Origin of the sequence: Ningiella algicola, assembly GCF_028401415.2 — a bacterium.
Classification (GTDB): Bacteria; Pseudomonadota; Gammaproteobacteria; order Enterobacterales; family Alteromonadaceae; genus Glaciecola.
Genome location: NZ_CP171821.2, coordinates 561,914 through 585,650, shown reverse-complemented (window position 1 = coordinate 585,650; position 23,737 = coordinate 561,914). Strand labels below are relative to the sequence as shown.

The 23,737-nt window shown below is 44.1% G+C and carries 14 protein-coding genes; all 14 read right to left on the bottom strand.

What is annotated here, in order from left to right:
* Nucleotides 1-68: 68 nt before the first annotated feature.
* Nucleotides 69-278 carry a hypothetical protein gene (locus tag PN836_RS02565; protein ID WP_395343122.1) on the bottom strand — a complete coding sequence of 70 codons (210 nt, stop codon included), beginning with the start codon at nt 276-278 and terminating at the stop codon, nt 69-71.
* A gap of 73 nt (nt 279-351) precedes the next feature.
* Complete coding sequence (gene rmf, locus PN836_RS02560; protein WP_395343119.1) at nt 352-528, bottom strand: ribosome modulation factor; 177 nt, start codon at nt 526-528, stop codon at nt 352-354.
* Between the two features lie 327 nt (nt 529-855).
* A complete protein-coding gene (locus PN836_RS02555) occupies nt 856-2,529 on the bottom strand; it encodes a DUF3466 family protein (protein ID WP_395343117.1) in 1,674 nt (557 codons plus the stop codon).
* Between the two features lie 27 nt (nt 2,530-2,556).
* Complete coding sequence (locus PN836_RS02550) at nt 2,557-4,524, bottom strand: ATP-binding cassette domain-containing protein (protein ID WP_395343115.1); 1,968 nt, start codon at nt 4,522-4,524, stop codon at nt 2,557-2,559.
* Complete coding sequence (locus PN836_RS02545; RefSeq protein ID WP_395343112.1) at nt 4,521-4,772, bottom strand: glutaredoxin family protein; 252 nt, start codon at nt 4,770-4,772, stop codon at nt 4,521-4,523. Before PN836_RS02545 ends, PN836_RS02550 begins: the two co-directional genes overlap by 4 nt.
* Nucleotides 4,765-6,972, bottom strand: coding sequence for a bifunctional 23S rRNA (guanine(2069)-N(7))-methyltransferase RlmK/23S rRNA (guanine(2445)-N(2))-methyltransferase RlmL (rlmKL, locus tag PN836_RS02540; RefSeq protein WP_395343110.1), 2,208 nt, complete (start codon nt 6,970-6,972; stop codon nt 4,765-4,767). The genes PN836_RS02545 and rlmKL overlap by 8 nt, the downstream gene beginning before the upstream one ends.
* Nucleotides 6,965-7,969: a quinone-dependent dihydroorotate dehydrogenase gene (pyrD, locus tag PN836_RS02535; protein ID WP_395343108.1), complete on the bottom strand. Its 1,005-nt coding sequence runs from the start codon at nt 7,967-7,969 to the stop codon at nt 6,965-6,967. Before pyrD ends, rlmKL begins: the two co-directional genes overlap by 8 nt.
* Nucleotides 7,970-8,142: 173 nt before the next feature.
* Nucleotides 8,143-12,996 (bottom strand): NAD-glutamate dehydrogenase, encoded by a 4,854-nt coding sequence (locus tag PN836_RS02530; protein ID WP_395343105.1) that lies wholly within the window; start codon nt 12,994-12,996, stop codon nt 8,143-8,145.
* A 414-nt stretch (nt 12,997-13,410) separates the two neighbouring features.
* Nucleotides 13,411-15,750, bottom strand: a complete 2,340-nt coding sequence (locus tag PN836_RS02525) for an efflux RND transporter permease subunit (protein WP_395343103.1) — start codon at nt 15,748-15,750, stop codon at nt 13,411-13,413.
* An 11-nt stretch (nt 15,751-15,761) separates the two neighbouring features.
* Nucleotides 15,762-16,886, bottom strand: a complete 1,125-nt coding sequence (locus PN836_RS02520; RefSeq protein ID WP_415926386.1) for a WD40/YVTN/BNR-like repeat-containing protein — start codon at nt 16,884-16,886, stop codon at nt 15,762-15,764.
* An 84-nt stretch (nt 16,887-16,970) separates the two neighbouring features.
* Nucleotides 16,971-18,338: a DUF1329 domain-containing protein gene (locus PN836_RS02515; RefSeq protein WP_395343098.1), complete on the bottom strand. Its 1,368-nt coding sequence runs from the start codon at nt 18,336-18,338 to the stop codon at nt 16,971-16,973.
* Between the two features lie 10 nt (nt 18,339-18,348).
* Nucleotides 18,349-20,421 carry a DUF1302 domain-containing protein gene (locus tag PN836_RS02510; RefSeq protein ID WP_395343097.1) on the bottom strand — a complete coding sequence of 691 codons (2,073 nt, stop codon included), beginning with the start codon at nt 20,419-20,421 and terminating at the stop codon, nt 18,349-18,351.
* A gap of 255 nt (nt 20,422-20,676) precedes the next feature.
* The gene (locus PN836_RS02505) at nt 20,677-20,901 is read right to left on the bottom strand and encodes a DUF2835 family protein (RefSeq protein ID WP_395343095.1); all 225 of its coding nucleotides are present in this window, start codon (nt 20,899-20,901) and stop codon (nt 20,677-20,679) included.
* A 108-nt stretch (nt 20,902-21,009) separates the two neighbouring features.
* Nucleotides 21,010-23,688: an aminopeptidase N gene (gene pepN, locus PN836_RS02500; protein ID WP_395343093.1), complete on the bottom strand. Its 2,679-nt coding sequence runs from the start codon at nt 23,686-23,688 to the stop codon at nt 21,010-21,012.
* Nucleotides 23,689-23,737: the final 49 nt, after the last annotated feature.

The following is a 23,737-nucleotide window of genomic DNA, read 5'->3' as shown; positions in this document are numbered from 1 at the left end:
CTTGGTATGATACGCTTGTAAAACACAAGGAACACGCTGAGTAAAACCTCAGCGTTTGCGAAGCTTCCTTATCTTTCTTTAAGTGAGGCCAATTCTTGATTTAATTGATATTGTTTGTCGGTAACAATCGCTTCAACAACCTCAAGACGCGCCTTTACAGCCTCAAGTTCGTTTTTACCATTATCAATTTCACTACTTCTGAGCTTTGCGGTCATTATCATCATTTCTTTGCGATGACCGGTAAAAATACCGAACAAAGTAATAGGTAATACAAACAAAAAAGCAAAAACGCCAAGCAAATGCTTAGCGTTTTTGTGAGAAATTCAGATATATTTAATTAGTGATACGAATTTACCTAGCGCTTATACCTAATTGTCGGTCTCCGGTGGCCTCTCGCCAACCGCCTAACCAATGTGATCTTGCATCACTCGTTTGGAATGGACAATTTTCTTTAGAACGTCCTGCAATACCTGCTTGATAACCTTTAGCGTGGGCTCTGCTCAACTTATCTCTTTTTTGTCTTTTCATTGATAACCTCTCTTGATTGAAAGAAATGACATCGCCATTACCCTTCTACCGTCGAACGTTTACCTTGCGTATACATTTCGACAGGACTTACAAAATGAAGTGCGTAATAAAAATGCCACGTATTAATAGATACGCGATAAATTCGATTACATCAAGCTATATTATGGACATTTTTAGGATAAGAATTCTAAGTTCTTGAAAACTCATACAATCAGCGTTACATCGTTTTTATCTAACAAAAACTCAGTTTAGAGCGTGTCGTTATTAAAAAGAAAAAGGCCACGTAAAATATGGCCTTCAGCAGTATAGTGATTCGCTTCGCGGTATCTACTTGGCGCTAATTCGTCTAAAGCCTAGTAAAGCAGAGAACATTAATAGCACGAATCCGCCAATGCCCGCCCCTTGCCTTTCAACTAAGGTTTCATCATCAACAACAAGTCCACAATCAGGTGCATCTGCACCCGTGGGGTTGAGCTTAACGGCTAGCACTGTTGTTTCTGTTAGCGCGTCTCCGTTGGCATCTAAAATAGGCTCACCGCGAACGTTACGTAACGGGCGAACGATAGTCGCATCTGCAACAATTTCATTACTATCATTAATACTATTGGCAGCAACAATCTCATATGGAGAGTCACATGCTGTTAAGTCATTAAGATTTACAAAACTATCGTTTTGGCTGTCGTACATAAATCCGGCCGTGCGCGGCGGGCCTTGATTTGTCCCGGTGACCTCTGCGTTCCCAACCACAATTCCATTGTTATTGATGTCACGAGGAGTGGTTACCGAGCTACCAAAAAATCCAAGAGGGGACACGAATTCTTCAGTATTGAGATCATATGTAAACAATCGGTTTACCGGTCTGCCATTAATTACAGGTCTTTGATATCCAACAACAAGGTTTTGGTCATTTATTCCGGTGGCAAAGTTAGGTAACAATTCGTCGTTTTCCAATAAACGTCGAGTTGTGCTATTTTCGAATACCATGGCAGCAGAAAACCGGCTATCTTCATTAGATATTACTGGGCCTGAGCCAACGGCAATTCCGTTATTATTAATATCTTGTGCTTCATTTGAATAAGGGAACGTGTCGTCTTCTGCTGGCTCAAATGTTAAGTCAAAAGCTTCTTGAGAAACTACCTGCCCCTGCGCATCCAATTGCCAAAGTGTCGCTCTTGTATCAAATTGAGTGATAGCTCCGCTTGCGATACTAATTGAAGTAAGCCTGCCCTCTAAATCATACAAACAAACTTCTAACGGAACCGGCACATCGTCCCCGTTGCAGGCTTCAATACCATCCAATACAACTTGACGAGGCGCGACTGACGAAATGCCGACTACTTGAAGATTTTCATTAATTGCAGTGGGGCGGCTGAAGCCTGACAACGTATCGTCCATCGGCATCAGCGGATTGACGTTACCCTGATACTGCACAAAGCCGCGTTGCAAAAAGTCGCTAATGACCGCAACAAAATCATTACCATCGCTATCGGTAAAAGGCACAGGATAAAACACGGATGGACTGCTACCAACAATGTACTCACCATTGGCAGAACCCGCTAGGCTGGCGTTTATGCTAAAAGTAAAGCCGTTGGTGCTATCTCGCTGCTCATCAAAACCAAAAACATACTCGGCATCGGTTCCGTCAGTTTGATAAATGAGAGTGCTACTTAGCTTTTGACCAAAGGTAGAAAAGTTTGCCGCATTGCCCCTGAACGTGTTGACTAAAAAGGTGTAATCCGTGATATTAAAATCACCTTGGGCTGCACCGTCAGGGTCAGTTAGGCCTGGGAACAAAGTCACATCAAGTAAGCTTAAATCAATGGGCGGGGAAAAGGGGTTTGCTAAGGTTGTTAACACTAAGCCTGTATTGTCGATAGACCCGCCAAACTGATTTGCAGACAAATCGCTGACCGGCAGTTCTTGCACTTCATAGGCGGCGGCGTTGACCATTATTGGTGTTGAGCTTAATGCGATGACACCAATCAAATGATTAAATTTCATTAAATATCCTGTTACTTCTGGTTGTTTTTAACCGTTATTTTCTAATTCTTCTAATGCTTCCCAGCGCTCAAAAGCTTGCTCTAGCGCCAACTCGGTTTTCTGCAATGTATCTAGCACACTTTGTGTTTCAGTCGCCTCTTTCTGAAAAAATCCATCTGAGTTGATGCGTGCCTGAAGGGCCTCGATTTCATTCTCATATTGCTCGATGAGCTTCGGTAACTGCTCAAGCTCTCGCCTATCTTTGTATGATAACTTGTTCGCCTTTTTTTGAGTAGCTTTTGTATCGCTTGCGCGCTTGCTATCGCTCGGTTTCGTTGGCTTGGTCATCGCCTCTGGTGCTACTGAGGCTTTATCATCTTTATCTGCGATGCTTTGATTCAATGCGGCATGTTTTGCATTAGCATCATACCAACGCGCCATATCGCTATAGCCACCCACAAAATGCGCAATTTTTCCGTTGCCCTCAAATACAAGACTTGATGTCACCACGTTATCAATAAATTCACGATCATGGCTAACCAGCAACACACTGCCCTCATACTCCACAAGCAATGATTCTAATAATTCAAGCGTTTCGACATCAAGGTCATTGGTTGGTTCATCCAGAATCAGAAGGTTGCTGGGTTTCAGCATAAGCTTAGCGAGCATTAAGCGGTTTTTCTCACCGCCGGATAAGGTCGAAACCGGTGCATTCACTCTTTCTGGGCTAAACAAATAGTCCTGCAAGTAGCTAATAACATGCCTTGGGGCGCCGTTTACGACAACTTCTCGTTTACCATCGGCAATAACGTCTATCAGTGGCTTATCCAGTTCGAGCTGACTGCGATGCTGGTCAAAATAAGCGATGTCTAAATTAACTCCGGTCAAAATTTCGCCCGAATCAGGTTTAAGCTTCCCAAGAAGCAGCTTAATCAGTGAAGATTTGCCACAGCCATTGGGGCCAATAAGCGCTATCTTGTCGCCGCGAGCAATGAGTAAATCCAAGTCATCTATAATGCATTGCTCGCCATAAGAGAACGACAACGCACTCAGTTCAAAGACGCGTTTACCGCTTTTTTGACCGCCACCATCCTGTATTCTGGCACTGCCAAGCACCTGCCGACGTGCTTTATACTCTTCTCTGAGTTTCTTTAGAGCGCGTACACGTCCTTCGTTGCGGGTGCGTCGCGCTTTAATACCTTGTCGGATCCAGACTTCTTCTTTTGCGAGCTTTTTATCAAATTCTTTCTGCTGAGTGGCTTCAACCTCAAGATCATGCGCTTTTTGTTCTAAGTATTTATCGTATGTCACCGGATAAGATGTCAGCTGTCCTCGGTCAATATCGACGATGCGAGTCGCCATATTACGAATAAAGCTCCTGTCGTGACTGATAAATACTAGTGAGCCATTAAAGGATAACAAGGTTTTTTCTAACCATTTCACCATATCAATATCTAGGTGGTTGGTGGGTTCATCCAGTAACAACACATCAGGCTGACTCACTAAAGCTCTGGCTAGAGCTGCTTTTCGACGCCAGCCGCCTGATAGATCTTTAAGCAAAGTATCGCTAGGTAAACTGAGTTGCGTCAGCACATTTTCTACTCGCTGCTCAAGCTGCCAAGCATTTTTGGCATCTAGCTGCTCTTGAAGCTTTTGCATTTTCGCCATAGCAGCATCGGAATATTCATTTGCTACAATCTGCGTTTGTTCGTGATAGGCCTGAATCAAATCCGCATTTTCACCTAAACCCTCTGCTACATAGTCGAAAATACGCGTATCGTTGTGCGCTGGCGGGTCTTGAGCTAGGCGAGAAATTACCGTATCTCCCGCCACAACACGTTGGCCATCATCAAGTTTGAGTTCTCCGCTAATCACCTGAAGCAAGGTTGATTTACCACTGCCGTTTCGACCCAGTATGCAAACTCTCTCCTGAGTTTGAATATTGAGGTCTGCACCATCAATAAGCGGAGGTTGACCAAATAAAATGGAAGCGTTTTTTAATTGGACTAGGTTCACTGTAAAAACTGCTCTAAGTCATTTTCATTGAAGGGCCAGCCCAACTCTGCACCCGTATCTTCTCGTTTAAGAACGGGAATGCGCACGGCATATAGATGATACAACTGTGCATCATCTCGAATGTTTTGCTTCACTAAACTGACATTCGCAGGGGCTAGATTTTGATATACGGTAAAGGCATGGTCACACAATTCACAATGAGGCCCGGTATACAAGATAAGCCGCAATTCAGACGCGTCATTAACCATGCTTTCGCTCCCGTCTCAGTTCCCAGCAATGATGGATGTTGGGTTTGCGAGAAAAGTCTTCTGGAATGGTTTTACGGCATAAATCAAGCGCTTGAATACCTAGCCCAGCTAGACTTTCTGTATCAAGTTTAAAATTGCGCAAATTATTGCTAAAAAAGATAAAACCATCCTCTTTTAAACACGAGAAGGCATTTTTAATTAAGCCAATATGATCACGCTGAACATCCCAAGTGCCATCCATGCGTTTAGAATTTGAAAAAGACGGTGGGTCAATAAAAATAGCGTCATATTGCGGAAAATTATCCTGGGCGCGCTGTTTTAACCAGTGCAAACAATCGGCTTGCTCAAACATATACTGAGGGTTCGCATACTTGCCGATTAAATCATTAAGCTCAAAATTGTCGCGCGCCCAATTCACATATGTGCGCGACATATCAACACTGGTGATAGATTCGGCTCCATGCATTGCAGCATGCACAGACACACTGCCTGTATAGCAAAAAAGATTGAGTACGTGTTTATTTTTCACTTTAGATGCAAAGAGCTGGCGAGTAATTCTATGATCGAGAAATAAGCCGACGTCTAAATAGTCTCTCGGATTTATATAAAACTTGGCACCATGTTCTTTCACCACAATGCGAGTGTTGGTGTTGCTGTGTTTTTGGTACTGATTGCTCCCCTCTTGTTTCGCTCTGCGCTTGAGAATTAACTTCGACGGTTCACACATGAGCACCTTGGGAACGGTAAGCAATGCGTCTTGTAATCGTTGTGTGGCTACCGCTTCGGGCAGACTCTTGGGCGGCGCATACTCTTGCACAATTACATGATCACCATAAATATCAATGGCAAAATTGTAATGCGGTAAGTCGGCATCATAGAGCCTGTATGCTTCTATGTTTTCTCGCTTGATCCACTTTTGCAGTCGCTTTTTGTTTTTTATCAACCGATTCGCCAGTTCTGGGGATGCAAGTGACGATGTGTCTTTTTGACTGGTGGTAAGACTCGCCGCGCTTTTATTTTGCTGATTTTCAGATGCAACGCGACAATTTGTTTCATCCAGAACAAAGTTTGCAAGCACACAGTCTAACTTACCGTTGTTAAGTGCATACTTTTTAGTGCTTCTAAGCTTGAGCGCTTTAAGTAATCGCTCATCGGATGACAGCAGCGATACGTGCCAATCGGCAAAATGTGTTTTCAGGTGCTTGCCTAAACCGTCATACAGCGGCAAAAGACCTACATATTCACCTAAGCGCTCGCCATAGGGAGGATTACTGACAATATATCCACTCTCTGCAACGCGGGGGCTTTGCAATACATCACATTGTTTGAATTGGATGTCGTCGCTGACCCCGGCATTTTCAGCGTTTTGTTTTGCTAAGTCGAGCACCTTGGTTGACACATCAAAGGCGAAAATAGGAGCGCATTGCGCTTTAATGGCGGCTTCAGCCTCTTGTTTTACTTTCGCCCAAAGCGCTCTATCATGCCCTAGGTAGTGCTCAAAGCCCCAGTGAAATCGCGCTAAGTTTGGGGGAATGTTTCGCGCCAATAAAGCCGCTTCAATCGCAATGGTGCCTGAGCCACACATTGGGTCAAACAGAGTCGCATCCATGTTCTTGGACCACCCACTTCGCATCAGCACAGCGGCCGCAACTTGTTCTTTTAAGGGTGCATCACCCGTTTCAGTGCGGTAGCCCCGTTGGTGAAGACTCGTGCCTGACATGTCCATACAAATATCAAGTTTATCTCGACGCAAGCGCCCGTAAACCTGCACATCAGGGCTTTGTCGAGATACGTCAGGACGTCGCCCAGTTAGCTCTACAAACTGATCAACCACCGCGTCTTTAATTTTCAGCCCACCAAATTGAGTGTTACGAATTTCTTTATTCGTACCATTAAAGCGAACCGCAAAAGATGAGTTAACATCAAAGTTTTGTGACCATTGAACCTGTTGAGTAATGGTATAAATATCTTCAGCGCTTTTTACATTTCCTTTTGCAAGGACGACCAGCACTCGATTCGCAATTCGCGTGTGTAAGTTGAGCTTGTAGATCTCCTCTAAACTCGCATGCAAACGACACTGTCCCGGTGTTAAATGCACCTCTCTGGGTGCCTCATCTTTATCATTTGCTAAGATTGCTTGGATCTCGTGTTTAAGCAGTTCATCTAAGCCTTTTGCCGCAATCAATATACACTCAAGCATTGACAAGTTCCTTGACCAAAGCGGGACCTTGATAGATAAAAGAGGAATACACCTGCAGAAGCGATGCCCCCGCTTTGTAGCGAGCACGAGCGTCATCTGCGCTACTGATCCCGCCAACGCCCACTATGGGAAGCTTGTTTTGTAGTTTTTCGTGTAATATTTCAGTGACCGCTTGTGACTTTTTGCACAACACCGCTCCGCTTAAGCCGCCTGCTTCATTGGCATACTTATGATTGGACACCGTGTCGCGGTCAAGTGTCGTATTTGTTGCAATTACGCCATCCATGCCGGTTTCAATCAGCGCACTGGCTATTTGCTCAATAGCCGTTTCGTCTAAATCAGGCGCAATTTTTACAAGCAGAGGCACGCGTTTGTCGTGGGTGTCATTTAAGATATCGCATTGATGACGCAAACCGTTTAATAAGTGTTTTAAACTATCGCCGTACTGAAGATTGCGAAGTCCAGGCGTATTAGGCGATGAAATGTTAATCGTCACGTATGATGCGTGTTCATGAACCTTATCTAAACACAGCAGATAGTCATTAAGCGCTTCATCTTCTGGCGTTGTTTTGTTCTTTCCAATGTTAATACCGAGTACGCCTGAATAATTCGACTGTTTGACCTGATTAACCAAATAATCAACGCCCTTATTATTAAAGCCCATGCGATTTATGATGGCCTTATGTTCTGGCAATCTGAATAAGCGAGGTTTTTCGTTACCTGCTTGCGGTCTTGGGGTTACGGTTCCCACTTCGATAAAGCCGAATCCCATATGGGCAAAGGCATCAATGCATTCACCATTTTTATCTAAACCCGCTGCAAGCCCAATGGCGTTTTTGAACTGCAAGCCAAAGCATTCTATGCTTTTATCTGGCAGGCTTTGGCTATACAACGCGCTGAAGGCATTGCGTCCTGTGCGTTTAAGAAAGGCAATAGACACGTCGTGACTCCACTCAGGATCACAAGCTAGCAGTGCTTTTTGAATTATTGAATACACAGAATTTCCATTTACAAGTTTAGTCGTTTTACAGGCAAGTTTTATGCAGCAAATCCATCCCTTAAACGGGATTCAGGTAAACTACAAAAAAAGCCCTGCGAGCAGGACTTTTAGGTGATGCTTAAGTCTTTTAAGACTTAGCGTTATCTCACTGCGCCTTTAAAAGGCATAGTCTAATGGTTTGCGCTTATGCTTAACAGCATCAATTCACGTAAAGCGACAGAAAACTTAGCAAATTCGTGATTATCAGAGGTTTTGAATTCTGTCATCATGTGATACCAACGATTTAGCTTGATTTGATTGTCCTCAATCCAAGCGTCTAAAATCTTATCTGCATCCGCGAGTTTCGCAGAGGGCTTACTTGCAGACGAATTAAGCAAAACGGTGGTTAATGCACGCTGCTGCCAATCTAACTCCTCTCGATAAGAGGCGCGCGCCAGCGCTTGCCAGTGATTAGATACACTTTGCTGATTAATTTGTTCCAAAAACCAATGCAGCTCGAACTTAAATCCCAATTGGTAATAGAGTCTAGCCACTAAATCTACCGGACGTTTTTCACACTCTGCAATTTGCACCAAATCAAGCACTGAGAACATATTGCTTAAACTTGCTACTCGGTACGCATATTTCGCAGGCACATGTTGCTGCTCTAGCTGTTCGCTGCGTTTTGACACTTCTGCAAGCTCACTTTCAACAAGATATTTAGGCAAGTTCTTAAGCACCACTTCGAAAGACGGACGATAGCGCTCAATAGCGCTCTGAATATCCGCCTGCTTATCACCATGTCGCAGATACCATCTGGCAGTGCGTCTGAGGATGCGGCGCATATCATCTAATAAACCAAGCTGCACACAAGCATCAATCTTATTATCAAGCGCTTGAATTTCCTCCCATAAGGCACCCATATCAAACACACCTTTGACAATAGTATAGGCATTAGCAACTTCTGCGACTGACGCTCCGGTTTCCTCTTTGAGTCTAAATACGAAATTTAGCCCCATGTCGTTGACAATTTCATTGGTTAACTTGGTGGCAATGATCTCGCAGCGAAGCGGATGATCCTGCATTTGAGCTTGATACTTATCTCTCAAAACAGGTGGAAAAGCATGGGTTAAATGCTTTTCGTAATACGGATTACGCGTAATCTCTGCTATGTTAAACTCTTCTTTTAACACCATTTTCCCATAGGCAATAAGCACTGATAACTCAGGTCTGGTTAGTCCTTGACCGCTGACCATGCGCTCTGATATTTCATCATCAGATGGGATGAATTCAAGTTCGCGATTTAACGCGCCATCTCGCTCAAGGGCATGTACGAATCTCAGTTGCTCCTTAAGCTGTTTGACCCCTGCTATGTGGGTAATTGAAATAGACTGCGTTTGTCGGTAGCAATCTTCAATCACGATATCCCCCACATCATCTGTCATGTCGTATAGCAATTTATTGCGCTGCTTAACGGTTAGGTCACCGTCGCTTACAAGTTTATTCAGCAATATTTTGATGTTAACTTCATTGTCAGAGCAATCCACGCCGCCCACGTTGTCAATAAAGTCGGTATTGACTTGCCCGCCACTCGCTGCAAATTCGATACGTCCAAGCTGAGTGAGGCCAAGATTACCGCCCTCGCCCACAATTTTTGCCTTAACCTCATTGCCATTCACACGTAAACTATCATTTGCTCGATCGCCTACGTCGCCGTGAGATTCCTTACTGCTCTTGATGTAGGTGCCAATTCCACCGTTCCAAATCAAATCAACCGGCATTTTAAGGGCTTCATGAATCAGCTCGTTTGGCGTCATTTTGCTTGCTTTGGTGCCCAACCATTTCTTCATTTCGGGGCTAAGTGCGATGCTTTTATCGCTACGCTTGAATATTCCACCGCCTTTAGAGATCAACTTGTGGTTGTAATCATCCCACGACAAACTTGGATCTTTAAACAGACGCTGGCGCTCTTTGTAGCTTTTTGCTGTATCAGGATCTGGGTCGAAGAAAATGTGAAGGTGGTTAAACGCACACACAATTTTGGTTTGTTTTGAAAGCAACATGCCGTTCCCAAACACGTCACCTGCCATATCGCCTATCCCAACACAGGTAAACGGTGTCGTTTGACAGTCTATGCCTATCTCTCGGAAATGCCGCTTAACGGATTCCCAAGCGCCTTTTGCGGTAATACCCATTTTCTTATGGTCGTAACCCACACTGCCGCCTGATGCGAAAGCATCTCCAAGCCAGAACCCATATTCCTCAGAGATACCATTGGCAATATCTGAGAAAGTCGCAGTGCCTTTATCTGCTGCAACCACTAAATATGAGTCATCTTCGTCAAGGCGAACCACATCCTTTGGCGGTGCCACTTTTCCATCCACAATGTTGTCGGTAATATCAAGCAAACTGCGAATGAATATTTTATAACACGCTTGTCCCTCGGCCTGCATGGCTTCTCGGTCTGCATCTTTGGGCATGCGTTTACACACAAAACCGCCCTTTGCGCCAACGGGCACAATGACGGTATTTTTCACCTGTTGTGCCTTTACTAATCCAAGAACTTCGGTTCTAAAGTCCTCCATACGATCTGACCAGCGCAAGCCCCCTCTGGCCACTTTTCCGCCCCTAAGATGGACACCCTCTACGCGCGGTGAATAAACGAATATTTCGAACTTTGGTAATGGTAGCGGCATTTCGGGAATAAGTTCAGGCAACAGCTTAAACGATACGTATGGCTTTGACTGGCCTTCGCTGTCCTGCTGATAAAAGTTTGTTCGAAGCGTGGCTTTGATCAAATCAAGATAGCGACGAATAATTCGGTCATCATCAAGGTTAGAGACGCCATCAAGCTTTTTAGTGATATCAGATTCAATCACCTTGCTCGCTTTATCACTGCGTTTAAGGTCAGGGCAAAACACTTGATTAAACAAGGCAATAATGTCTTTGGCAATATCTGGATAGGAAGCCATAGTATTGGCGATATAATCGATACTAAATGACGAACCGATTTGGCGCATATACTTGGCGTATGCACGAATAATTGTGACCATACGGCCCGGAATTTGTGCACCTAAAATAAGCCGGTTAAAGCCGTCATCTTCCAGCTGCGTGTTCCAAACATCAGCAAAGGCGCTTTGAAATAAGTCTTGCGCGGTTTCCATATGGAAGTCATTGCTTTGCTTATGCAACATGGTGAAGTCCATTATCCAGCTGACCTGCCCCCTTTCATTGGTCACTCTGTAAGGACTTTCGTCAATGACACGCAATCCAAAATTCTCCAACATTGGCAAAACATCAGACAAATGAATGGGCTCGTTTGCGTGGTAAAGCTTCAGTTTAACGATGTGAGAGTCTTTACCTTCTTCTTGCGGTCGGTAAAACAGAATATCTAAGGGTGCATCGCTACTTAGGGTTTCAATATGCTGAATATCCACGAGCGCGGCGCTTGGTAAGTTCTGTTCAGCATAACTGCTTGAAAAAGCGTTATCGTATAGGCGAGCGACAGACTTCCCCTTCTCCTCTCCATAAAACGATTCTATTTTTGCGTTGAGTTTATCCTGCCAGGATTTGGTAAGCTCAATGAGGTTTTGCTCAATTTCGTTCACATCGAACTCCAAATTATTGTTTGATACACGCGCAATGTAGTGCGTTCTTGCATACACCGATTCAGAAAAGTAGGTATTAAACTCAACCTCACCGTCACTTTGAAATGAACGCTTCAATAGTGCCTGCGTCTGTTTTCGCAGTTGCGTGTTGTAACGTTCTCTGGGTACATACACCATACAAGAATAAAAACGACCAAAGGTATCTCGTCGCACAAACAGCTTAGATATACCGCGCTCTTGCATCTGGAAAATACCAAGAATAATTTGCGCTAGTTCTTCATCTGACGTTTGCAACAGCTCATCACGTGGATAGGTTTCAACGATATTGACAAAGGCTTTATATGCGTGTGTTCCCTTTTCAAATCCGGACAAAGAACACATACGGTCAATTTTTTCGCTTAGCATTGGTAAATCAATAGCGCTACTATTGTAAAACGAGGCCGAATACAAGCCTAAGAAACGATGCTCTCCACAAACATTGCCCTTTGAATCAAACTCCTTTACGCCAATGTAGTCCATATACGCTGGTCGATGCACGCGCGAGTGAGAATTGGTTTTGGTTAAAATAAGAGGATTACTTGAAAGTGCCTCGTCTCTTGCACTGGCTGGCATTTTCGAAAGCAAACGTTCCCTGTCGCTAACCGAATTCTTCATTAAACCGAGACTGCTTTTGTTATTGGGTATCCAGCGATGATCACCCTCAACTGCTTTCACGTCGTAATAGCGATAGCCCATCAGGGTAAAATTGTGGTCATTTAGCCAATTAAGAAAGGTTTTACCCTGAGATTTTACTGCCTTTGACGCTTTGCTTTTTGACTTATCAAATTCACTGGTAACCGTGCGCAGTTTCTCTCGCATCGGTTTCCAGTCAGAGACGGATAAAGACACTTCAGACACAACTGAATGAAGTTCTTGAGTTAAATCAGCAATAACATCGCTTCGTGATTGTCTGTCAATCTCAATAAAAAATACCGTTTGTGACTCGTGCTCAATTTTCCGAGCCTCAGCTTCCACAAAGCCGCAGATTTGATTTTTCTCGTCACGGTTGAAATGCAAGGGTGTGTGCAAAAACAAGTGTGACACCATTTGCAGACGATTAAGCGTCATTCTCACCGAGTCGACCAGAAACGGCATGTCATCAACGATGATTTGTATAATTGTTCTAGACGACTGCCAACCATGTTTGGAGATTTCAGGGTTGAATACACAAATTAATGGAGAGGATGTTTGCTTCTCCTGTAGCAGTTGCCACAGGCTAAGCATAGTGCCGTATAAATCACTGTCACTTCTGCCGCTTAAATCATCAAAGGACATGTTTTTGACGAGCTGTTGACCAAACTGTTTAACAAACTCAGCCTCGTTCGGGTCGACTTTTTCGTCAATTAAAGAAAAAACTTGGTCTAGTAGCACTGAGTGTTGATGGTGAGTAACCGTCATATGCAATCTCAATTTATTAGTTTAGAACGTATGCCCATATTGACTGTAAAACCACCGTTCAGTCATTGGTACATATAATGCTTTCATTTGTTAACGGTATTTTCCTAAAAATATTAAGGGTTTACCAGCCTTTATTAACGCCAAATTTACAAACTGAATAAGGATTTCCAATTGCTGAATGATTATTAAAACGTGCTTAAATAATAAAAGGAGCATAAAGCTCCTTTTATATAGTGGTTTGCATAGCGTTTGCTCATGTTCTCGACATGATGACGCACAATAATCACCAAGTCTTAACAACGAAACTCATCACCGCCATTCATTTCGCTGCATAGTTATTTTTGCACTTATCCATTCAAGGTCTGGATAAATGATTAAGCTAAGAGTAAATCTCACGAATGCTATGGGCGCACATTATTGCTTTTCATCCAAACTCACGCTTTTATCCTTTTTAAACCACAGGATTTTGGCAATTGCGGGTAACACGATAATCGCGCCTAGCATATTCACCACAAACATAAAGGTTAACAGTATGCCCATGTCCATTTGGAATTTAAGGGTTGAGAAGACCCATGTACTTACACCAATTGCCAGCGTAATACCCGTGAACAAGACTGCGCTACCCCGTTCTTGCAAAGCTGCATAGTACGATTGCTGCACAGTATTGCCCTCACGTATTTGATTGGTCATGGTCGACAGAATATAAATTCCATAATCCACGCCAATGCCTACGCCTAACGCGATAACCGGCAAGGTAGACACCGTCAGACCTATTTGTAAGAAGGTCATTAGTGCTTGCGCTAGCACAGACACCACATACAAAGGAATCACAACTGAGAGAGTTGCGCGAATGGACCTAAAACTTATTAAGCACAACAAAATAACCGCGCCAAACACATAATAAAGCATCGGATCTTGCGATGACTCTACAGCTTCGTTAGTCGCTGCCATTACGCCAACCGGACCAGAGGCTAGTTTGAAACTCAGGTCATCATTCTCATACAGCTTTCGGATTTCTTTGACGGCATCGACTACCGTTGTGATCGTTTCGGCTTTGTGGTCTTCCATAAACAAAATAACCGGCATGGCTGAGCAGTCAGTGTTCAGTAAGCCAGATGAAGTCGGGACGCGTGAAACGGCCTGTACCATGGTAGCTTGATTGCGCGGCAACACTTGCCATTTCGGATTACCCTCGTTATAGCCCGCATTTACTTTTTTCGCGACGGAAGCCAGTGATATGGCTGATTGCACACCCTCTACATTGGTCATGCGCCATTGGAAGTCATCAATGGCTGACATAAACTCAAAATTCGTACATGCTGATTCAGGCCCTTCCACAATAACCGAGATGTAATCTACAGTGATTTCGTATTTATCAGTAATAAGAAAGGTATCTTGATTGTATCGAGAGTCCTCGTGAAGTGCGGGCGCACCGGCGTGCAAGTCACCTATCTTTAATTGATGTGATTGATAGAAACCCCAAACAAATAACACAGATGTAATGCCAACAATTATTAATGCACTTTTGTTAGATGCGCAGCCTGCTACCCACTTCCAAAGCTTTGAATCGATATTTTTTGCCAAATAACGCGCTTTATTCGCTTCGCTAAGCTTCACATATGACATCAGTACCGGCAGAAGTAAAAGATTAGTCAGAATGATAACTGCAACACCCATACTCGCTGTGATAGCAAGCTCTCGAATAATGCCGATATCAATGACTAGCAAGGTCATGAACCCAACCGTATCAGATAGCAAAGCAATGCCGCCTGGTATCAGGAGGGTTCTGAAGGCATGTTGAGCCGCAAGTTTGACATCCATGCCTTGGGCAGCACGTTTACCCACGGAATTTATCATCTGAACGCCGTGACTAACCCCAATCGCAAAGACCAGAAACGGCACCAATATGGACATCGGGTCAAGCCCAAAACCGAATACGGTGAGTAAGCCCAACTGCCATACCACAGCAATAAACGAGCAGGCTAAAGGTAAAATCGTCAACATAAGGGAGCGACAGAAGAAAAAGACCATTACGCCGGTAATGGCAATCGCGATACCAAAGAACATGACGACGTCTTTAGCACCATTGGCCACATCGCCAATCATTTTAGCAAACCCAATAATATGGATGGTGATTCTGTCTGTTTCAAACTCGCCACGAAGCTGAGATTCTAGTTCTGCAGCAATGGCAAGGGTATCGAGCTTCTCCCCCGTTTCTGGGTCAATATCAAGAAGCTGTGCCGTGACCATTGCGCAGGTAAAATCATTTGATACCTGACGCCCAACAATCCCTGCCTTATCAATATTTTTACGCACCAACTGCAATGCTGCAGGGTTAGATGAATCGAAATCAGCTGGTATTACTGGCCCGCCTGAGAAGCCCCCTTCCACGATTTCTGTGAAGCGAGTCGACGGGGCAAACAGCGACACAACAAGCGATCGATTCACGCCATTGATGAAGAAAACCTGATCATGTACGTTCTTTAAGGTATCAAAAAACGCCTGATTAAAAATATCAGATTCTGTATCACAAACTGAGACCAAGATATTGTTGGCGCCGCCGAAGTTTTCACGATGTTGAATATAGGTCTGCATATATTCATGATTCAACGGAATATTTTTGGTAAATCCCGCATCCAGCTTTAATTGAGAAGCTTGATAAGCAAGAAACAAAGTGACAAGGGAAAACAGCAGTACCAAAAGACCTCGTCTATTAAAAACTGCTCGTTCTAAAGTGTTTATAAATGCATTCATAAAACCGCTGATTACTCTACAGGTTGAATGCCATTTGCGCTGACGGCACTGAGCACGCCATCAAGCATAAATGCATTAGTTATACTGGATGAAATAGCTGAATCAATTTTCGATAAGGCAATGTGACCACTGCAGTTCTCGTTATTCGTTTGCGCGCGCTCATTACTCGATAATTGACTGGGATCAAGTGATAACACCACGCCGTTGTTGCCAACCACAAATACATCGTCATTCTGCTCAACAATAGAATTTAGCGAGGTTGTGATGCAGCTTTCTATTCTATCCCATTGGCCATCATCACCTCGCAAGAACATGTTTCCACGCAAGCCAACCGCGAGTATTTGTCCGTTACTTAGTTCTCTTGCATCAAAAAAAGATCCGAAATAATCAATATCGTAACGCTCCCAAGAGTTGCCATAGTCTGCACTTCGGGCAATGAGGCCGGCTTCGCCAACCAAATAGATCGCGTCACCTCGGCGACTAATACGGTTGAAATGAGGAAAGATATAGTTTAACTCTTCCTGATAAAACTCTGGGTCATCTGCCAAACTTTCCAAGTACTCAATATCATCGGGGGACAACAAAGAAAAATGCTGAACCTGTTCCCAAGTTTTACCGGCATCACTCGAGCGCATAAACAAACCATAACCACCAATGGCAAAGGCTTCTTGTTCATTTATAAAACTCACATCTAAAAATGGCCTGTCTAAGTCAACTGAGCTAAACACCACTTCCCAAGTTTGACCGCTGTCTGTTGAACGTAAAATGGTAGCGTCATGCCCCACTGCCAAAAAGGTGTCACCGAAACCGTCGACTGCGGTTAGGGTAACCGTGGTAGGCACGGGCACTTGAGTGAGTTGTTCTTGCTGGTCGAGATTGCCAACAAGCACGTGGCCACGCTCGCCAACCACCACCGTGGTATTTGTTTGCGCGACGTCAAGCAGCAAAGACTCTTTTACCAAAGGCGCTAAGAATGACTGATTATCAGCAACCGTCATATCAGAACGCTTTGTTTCAGGGCCTGTTTGTTGTGAATGTACAAGCAACGACAAACTTGCTAGACAACAGAACAACGCGCACTTGCCTAACTTTGAATAGCTTACGATGGATATACATAAAAAAGATAAGTATCGCATTGGTTCGCTACTCGCTCCTTTCCTATTTTGATAAACCCAATAAGAACATTAAAAAAAACGGTTGGCAATGCCAACCGTTAATTCTTACCGCTTACCAGCGCGTCTCAGCGCTTGCGGTGTAAACTCCCGATCATTCGGACGAATGTCAAAATCGTACATATCTTCGTCGTTATCTAGACCAACAGCCAAATAGCGACGCGAGTTTAAATCATGATAAACATCAAGCGTAGACCATTGAGTCGGCAAATCGTAATAGTTTAAGCCGTACGCGATGCCTACTCTGTATAGCTCGCCTCTATTGTCGTACATGTCGGCTACTTGAATTTGCCAACTGTCTTCATCAATGTAAAACACGCGTTTCTCGTATACGTGTCTAAACTCTTCTTTAAGCGTTGCCTCAACTACCCAAACGCGATGCTTCTCAAAGCGAGTGTAGTCAGGATTAATATGCCCGGCTTGTAAAATATCTGAGTACTCGCTCTTATCACTGTGGAGCTTGTAGTTATTGTAAGCAACGTACATTTCTTGCTTACCTTTTAACTCCCAGTTGTATCTGTCTGGAGCACCATTGAACATATCAAAATCGTCGGTGGTTCTAAGACCATCAGCCGCTGTTCCCGGTGTATCGTACGCAATATTTGGCGCTCGTCTAACGCGACGTTGCCCAGTATTGTATGTCCATGCCTGACGCGGTTCCTTGACTTGATCAAGTGTTTCATGAACCAACAGTGCCGTTCCTGCTAGTCGCGCAGGTTCGGTAACTGACTGCTTAAATTTAAACAGCATATTTTCTTCTAATAATTTTTCGGGGGTCATATCCGGTTCGGCGTACTTAATCATCAAGGTTTCGTCAAAACCAATAAGATTATAATCTCCACTAGCGGTTACCGCAGCCTGACCGCCATGACGCTTAACTGCTTCCCCTCTATAACGCAAAATGTGATTCCAAATGGCTTCTAAACCATTTTCAGGAATGGGGAAAGGAATACCTAAAACTGCACCAGTAACACCATTCCCGCCTTCCAATAATTCAGCATTGGTTGCGTTTACTTTCGTTGCATCATAAACCGCTTGTGGGTTAGACGCACTGCGTCGAGTTTGATAAATCGGCATGCGATAAGTGTCTGGATATGCCTGAAATAAGGCCTTTTGCCCCTCACTCAAAAACGCCTCATACTCGTTCATGTTGGCCGCAGTGATGGTGAATAGCGGTGTATCGCCTGGAAACGGGTCAATGTGGTGGTCGCCCGATTGATACCCTGTTGGTGGCGTCGTTATACCGCCAGTCCATTCTGGAATACTTCCGTCTGCATTACCTGCCTTTTCGGCGCCTAAGGGCGTTAACTCTGCACCAAGTTTGGCGGCTTCAGCCGCGCTCACGTTTGCAAGAGCTGAATGACTGGCAACTGCTAGTGCAATACTCGCTGCAACTAAACCAAATTTCTTTATCATCTTAACGTCCTTAAATTGCATATCTAATATTAAAGGAAACAAAATCTCTATCGCTTAACTGATTTGTAGTGCCCACTCCACCCCAAAAGGCATTATAAGAGCCTGAAAATGACCATCGGTTCAAATAATCGAAGGTAAAGCCAATATTTGCAGACTTTCTATCTTCTATGAACAAGAAAAGAGGATCAGGTGTTGTGCCATCAACGTCATGCGCAAACGTTGCTCGCAAGCGTAGATTCATGCCAGCAAATACGCTGTTGTAATCCGCCACTGCAAGTAAACGATAACCCCATGAGGTATCCGTTGAGAAAGGATTTAGCTCAGGGCCGTTTGACAAGCCAGTATGTAGACCTTCTCTGAAATTATTTGTTCCCGGAACCGGCTCTAGCGAGGGTGTTCGCGCTGTTCCGGGCGCATTTAAACGAATCACGCTTGGGTCTGGAAAATCTTCGATTGAGACGTAAGCAGCTTCGCCCAAGAGAACAAGGTTATCCGTTCCCAAAGCAGGTCCAAATACATGCGAAACAGTAAACTGCGCTTGCCAAGTATCAGATAATAAGAAACCTGGAGCTGTCTCGCCTGGCCCAACATTAAAGCCGATGTTGTTCAATTGGGATATACCCGCCAAGTCAGGACGTAAGCCTGCATTAGCTAATTGCTCGGGCATACCCATGTACAGAAGCTCAACATCATCTATCTGCAAAGGTTCATCTACACGATAGGAAAACTCACCTGCTACGGCTGTTTCACCCACATTCGTGTTAAAGCTTAAACCATAAAGCTGTATATCTTCAGGGTAAACGAATTCAGATTTAGTAAATGCACCCAACTCAGTAAGGTTGTCTCGGGTCACAAGATTCGATGCTAAAAACCCTAAGTCTTGACCAATCCCCTGTGCAGTAAAGTCTGAAGTGACCCCAGACACAAGTGGACGCTGACTATGATAATTAATGTGATAAAAGCCAAACTCGGTTTCGTTAAGCTCTGGCGCAAACCAAGTGACTCTTACACCGTACTGACCTGAATCACTCGCATCTTTGTGCGCTTCGTCCCCGGGCGCTCTGACCGCGACTCGAGTTGGGTACGCAAGGTAAGCTTGTGATGCATCCGCTGAAGATAGTTGACCAGAACGAAGTGCGTTACCAATTAAGTTAAGCTGACTCACAAGGGTGTCGGCATCAATATCGGGGTTGCCAGAAAAACCTAACTGAACGTTATTAAACGAACCACCGTCACCAGCAAAATCATTGGTTGCTAGATATGTACCCGGAACCGGCAACCAAGAGCGTTGCCACTCATACTGGTAATATGCGGACAAACTAACTTCATCAGTCAAACCAATTGAGCCATAGACCATACCTGCCGGAATAAATATTTCGCGTAACTCTGCGCCCGGTGCACGCGCGCGAGGAACATCGATTGCGTTTGTCGTATTAATACCGTGCTGAATGAAGGTGCTCTCCCCCCACGATATTACTTGCTCACCAATACGTAAACTTACGGGCATATCACCCACGTAAAAATCGGTATACGCAAACAAATCAAGTAGGCGCACGTCGCGGCACTGGAGGTCCCTGGCAATATCGTCTCGGCAAGGATCACTTGTTACGCCAGTGATAGGATTTTCCCAGTCACGGTCGTTATCCATTAGTTCAAAGTCGTAGAAATAGAAGCCGCGGGCAAATAAACCAAAGTTTTTGTACTGCAATTCAAGCTCGTGAAGGCCCGTAAACTGGGTTGATACCGCTTCGCCTGGGTCAAAATTCAGGTTGCCTAGATCACCGTTGGTAGAATAAGAACCATTTGGGGATAGTGCCCACACGTCGGTGTTCGGGTAAATGACGTTGGTAGCTGGATTATAGCCAGTCCAATCGAATTGAGGGTTATTGCTGTTTCCGATCAAACTTAAATCGCGATCTTCAACGCGAATACTGGTCGCAAGGGAAAAGTTTGAGTCAAAGGTAACTTCTAAATCGCCAAAGTTCCAATTGGCTGCTGTTGCGCTTTGCGAGGCTGCGGCCAATACTGCAGCAACACCTATTGCTAATGTTGACTTCTTATATGCACTAGGCTTGTTTATCATGCGATTACTCTCTCCAATACAATCGTTATACGATTAGTGTAGACACAAGTGTTCAATTAACAAAATGATTACATCATTTTACATTATTCGCAAGAACAAATCGTACCAGTTGCGATTAATGCCGCTCTTTTATAAGAGATTGCCGCAAATTCGAACAATAATGTGTGATTGACAATTAGCGTTTGATCAAGTCATCGTAGCGAACACGATGATACGAGCTGCAAGTACCTTCAGCTTGTTTTTGACAAAAAGCACTTATTGCCGTTCAAGGCGAATGAGCTTGTTTTTAGAATTGACTTCCATCGCGAAACGCCCATGTATGCCAGTGGGTAATAAAAAGCGTCGTAAATTTTCTTTGGGCAACTGTACACGCTCACCACTGTCGGCAGTGACGATCACGTATTTAATTTGGTCGGCATACATATCCTGACACTCGATGTAGCTCATGCTGATACTAAATGTAAATGTTTTGTTCGGCATTTTGTTACATTTTTGCTTCTAGGGCTTTTTTAGCGCTACTTGACGCTGTCGCTTTTCCTGAGTTTAGCTTACTTATTACTTATGCTTTAGGCAATCACCACATTTGGTCTAATCGTGCTCTATGTCACTTAGCGTTTTTGACAGTTTTTCGAATAAGTCCTTACTAATGTTCTGCTTAGTTAATAAACGCTTTATTTGTTCTAACATCTTGCTTTTAGCGCTTTGCGCATATCGCTTAGCCTGCAATAAAGGCGTGACAATGCGCGCTGCAACTTGCGGATTGATATCGTCAAGCTCAATGAGATAATCTACAACATATTTATAACCGCTGCCGTCTGGCGCATGAAAGCCCGCATGATTGTAAAAGGCAAAACTACCAATTAAAGCGCGTACTTTATTTGGGTTTTTGATTGAGAACTGGCCGTGCGCACGCAATAAGTCCAAGCGTGCCAAAATATCTGAACGCTGCGCGGTGGCATGCAAAGCAAACCACTTGTCCATCACGACCGCATCGTCACCATACTCCGATTCAAATAAAGACATAAGCTGATCAAACACTTCAATATTCGATTGTTGCGCAGCCTGAAGAACCATCAGCTTATCGGTCATGTTATCTGCTTGTTTGTAGCGGGTGTTTAACTGCAACTGACTAGCAGGGCTAGACTCATCAAGGCACGACAGCGATAACAGCTTTAGGCATTCGCTTTTCAGACTGCGAGCGTTCACTTGCGCCTGTTCATACTGATAGTCAAAATTCTCTGCTTGCATCAAAGGCTCTTGCGTGAGTATACGCAGGCACATTGCCTCACATGTTTGCGCTAATTGCTGTCTTACATGCTCTATAGCGTGATGAAGATTTAATGGAGATAAGGCATTAATGCCGGTCGCGAGCGTTTCAAAGCCCGGAAGAATTAACATTTGCGCGGTAACGTCAAAGGGCAGATGGGCTTTCTCTAAGTACTCAATTAGCGATGCTATGCTGCTGCGAAGCTTATCCCCTGAAGCCGCTGTTTGCGCATCCTCATTACCTTCGATTTGTCGTGTATATTCGGACACGACAAATTGAGAATACAGGGTCTGACACGCGTCCCATTTGGCATAGTGACTTTTTGCATACTGAATAATATGTAAAAGCTCTGTCGCGCTGTATGCAAAGTCGAGCTTCACTGGCGCACTAAAATCTGCAAGCAAAACGGGCGTTAAAGCGTTTATCCCAGCACTGTCTTTCAATATGTCTTGGGGGATGGGAATCTTTGTAAGCTCATCTCGTAGCGTTATAATGCTGTTTTCTGACTCACCAAGGAAGTGCTCAGTACCATGCTCGTCAAGCACACTGAAGGTAAGCGGAATGCTCAGTGTTTGCTTCTCTGCTTGGTCTGCTGTAGGCAGATTAAGCTGCGCAACTTCATAGCCATCATCTACTTTTCGAACCTTGACAAGAGGCGTGCCTGACTGAGAGTACCAGCGTTTGAAGTGTGATAAGTCTTCATCATTTGCATCTTGCATTGCGTTGACAAAATCGTCGCAGGTTACTGCCTGGCCATCATGCCTTTTAAAATATAGGGCCAGCCCTTTTTTAAAGCCATTCGCACTCAACATGGTATACAGCATTCGAATCACTTCAGCGCCTTTATCATACACCGTAACGGTGTAAAAATTGTTCATCTCCATAACTTCATCAGGGCGTATGGGATGGCTCGTGGGGCCGGCATCTTCAGCAAACTGATGTTCGCGCATGACTTTTACTTGTTTTATTCTGCAGGCCAGCTGTGAACTTGCGTCTTCAGAAAACTTTTGGTCACGAAAAACGGTTAAGCCTTCTTTGAGACTCAACTGAAACCAGTCTCGGCAAGTCACTCGATTTCCGGTCCAATTATGGAAATATTCGTGCGCAATAATAGATTCGATATTGAAGTAGTCTTCGTCTGTCGCCGTTGTTGGATCAGCAAGTACAAATTTTGAATTAAATACATTCAAACCTTTGTTTTCCATTGCGCCCATGTTGAAAAAATCGACTGCGACAATCATATATATATCAAGATCGTAGGCCAAACCAAAGGTCTGCTCATCCCACTGCATCGACTTTTTCAAGGAAGCCATAGCGTGATTTGCTTGATGCAAGCGCCCTTTATCAACGAATACTTCCAAAGTAACATCACGTCCTTCGCTGGTGACATAGCGGTCGCTTAAACAGTCAAAATCTCCTGCTACCAATGCAAATAAATAACAAGGCTTTCGATGCGGGTCATGCCAAATCACCTGTCGTTTACCATTTTCTAAGACTTCGTCCGCAAGCTTATTGCCGTTACTGAGTAAGTATTTGAGCTTTGGGTCATCGCTGATGATGCTCACCGTGAAAATAGACAAGACATCGGGTCTGTCTAGAAAATAGGTGATTTTTCTAAAGCCTTGAGCTTCGCACTGCGTGCAGAACGCATCACTGACAAAATATAGGCCTTCTAAAGAGGTATTTGACTGCGGATTGATTCTATTAGTAATTTCAAGCGTGCAGGTAGCACCAGCTATTTTGATACTCAAAGACTCATCACTAAGGTGATAGTCCTTTCCCGCTTGTGCTTCTTTACCGTCGATAGTTAAGGTCAACAAGGTCAGTGATTCACCGTCAAGCACGATTTCACTCGCCGTGTCATCTTTGCGGCTGATGACCATTGTATTTTTAACAATGGTGGCACTTGGGTGAAGCTCAAAGCTTAAATTAACGGAATCAATTTCGAAAGCGGCAGGGCGATAATCTTCCCTGCGCTTCGCAAGCATTGTTGAGGTCATATTTTTCTCAATAAATTTACAAAGTTTAAAAAGCGCGTCATCCCACGCT

Excerpts from the sequence above, each read along its gene's own strand:
- rmf (WP_395343119.1), bottom strand. The coding sequence starts at position 528 with ATGAAAAGACAAAAAAGAGATAAGTTGAGCAGAGCCCACGCTAAAGGT.
- PN836_RS02555 (WP_395343117.1), bottom strand. The coding sequence starts at position 2,529 with ATGAAATTTAATCATTTGATTGGTGTCATCGCATTAAGCTCAACACCA.
- PN836_RS02545 (WP_395343112.1), bottom strand. The coding sequence starts at position 4,772 with ATGGTTAATGACGCGTCTGAATTGCGGCTTATCTTGTATACCGGGCCT.
- rlmKL (WP_395343110.1), bottom strand. The coding sequence starts at position 6,972 with ATGCTTGAGTGTATATTGATTGCGGCAAAAGGCTTAGATGAACTGCTT.
- PN836_RS02530 (WP_395343105.1), bottom strand. The coding sequence starts at position 12,996 with ATGACGGTTACTCACCATCAACACTCAGTGCTACTAGACCAAGTTTTT.
- PN836_RS02525 (WP_395343103.1), bottom strand. The coding sequence starts at position 15,750 with ATGAATGCATTTATAAACACTTTAGAACGAGCAGTTTTTAATAGACGA.
- PN836_RS02520 (WP_415926386.1), bottom strand. The coding sequence starts at position 16,886 with ATGCGATACTTATCTTTTTTATGTATATCCATCGTAAGCTATTCAAAG.
- PN836_RS02515 (WP_395343098.1), bottom strand. The coding sequence starts at position 18,338 with ATGATAAAGAAATTTGGTTTAGTTGCAGCGAGTATTGCACTAGCAGTT.
- PN836_RS02510 (WP_395343097.1), bottom strand. The coding sequence starts at position 20,421 with ATGATAAACAAGCCTAGTGCATATAAGAAGTCAACATTAGCAATAGGT.
- PN836_RS02505 (WP_395343095.1), bottom strand. The coding sequence starts at position 20,901 with ATGCCGAACAAAACATTTACATTTAGTATCAGCATGAGCTACATCGAG.
- pepN (WP_395343093.1), bottom strand. The coding sequence starts at position 23,688 with ATGACCTCAACAATGCTTGCGAAGCGCAGGGAAGATTATCGCCCTGCC.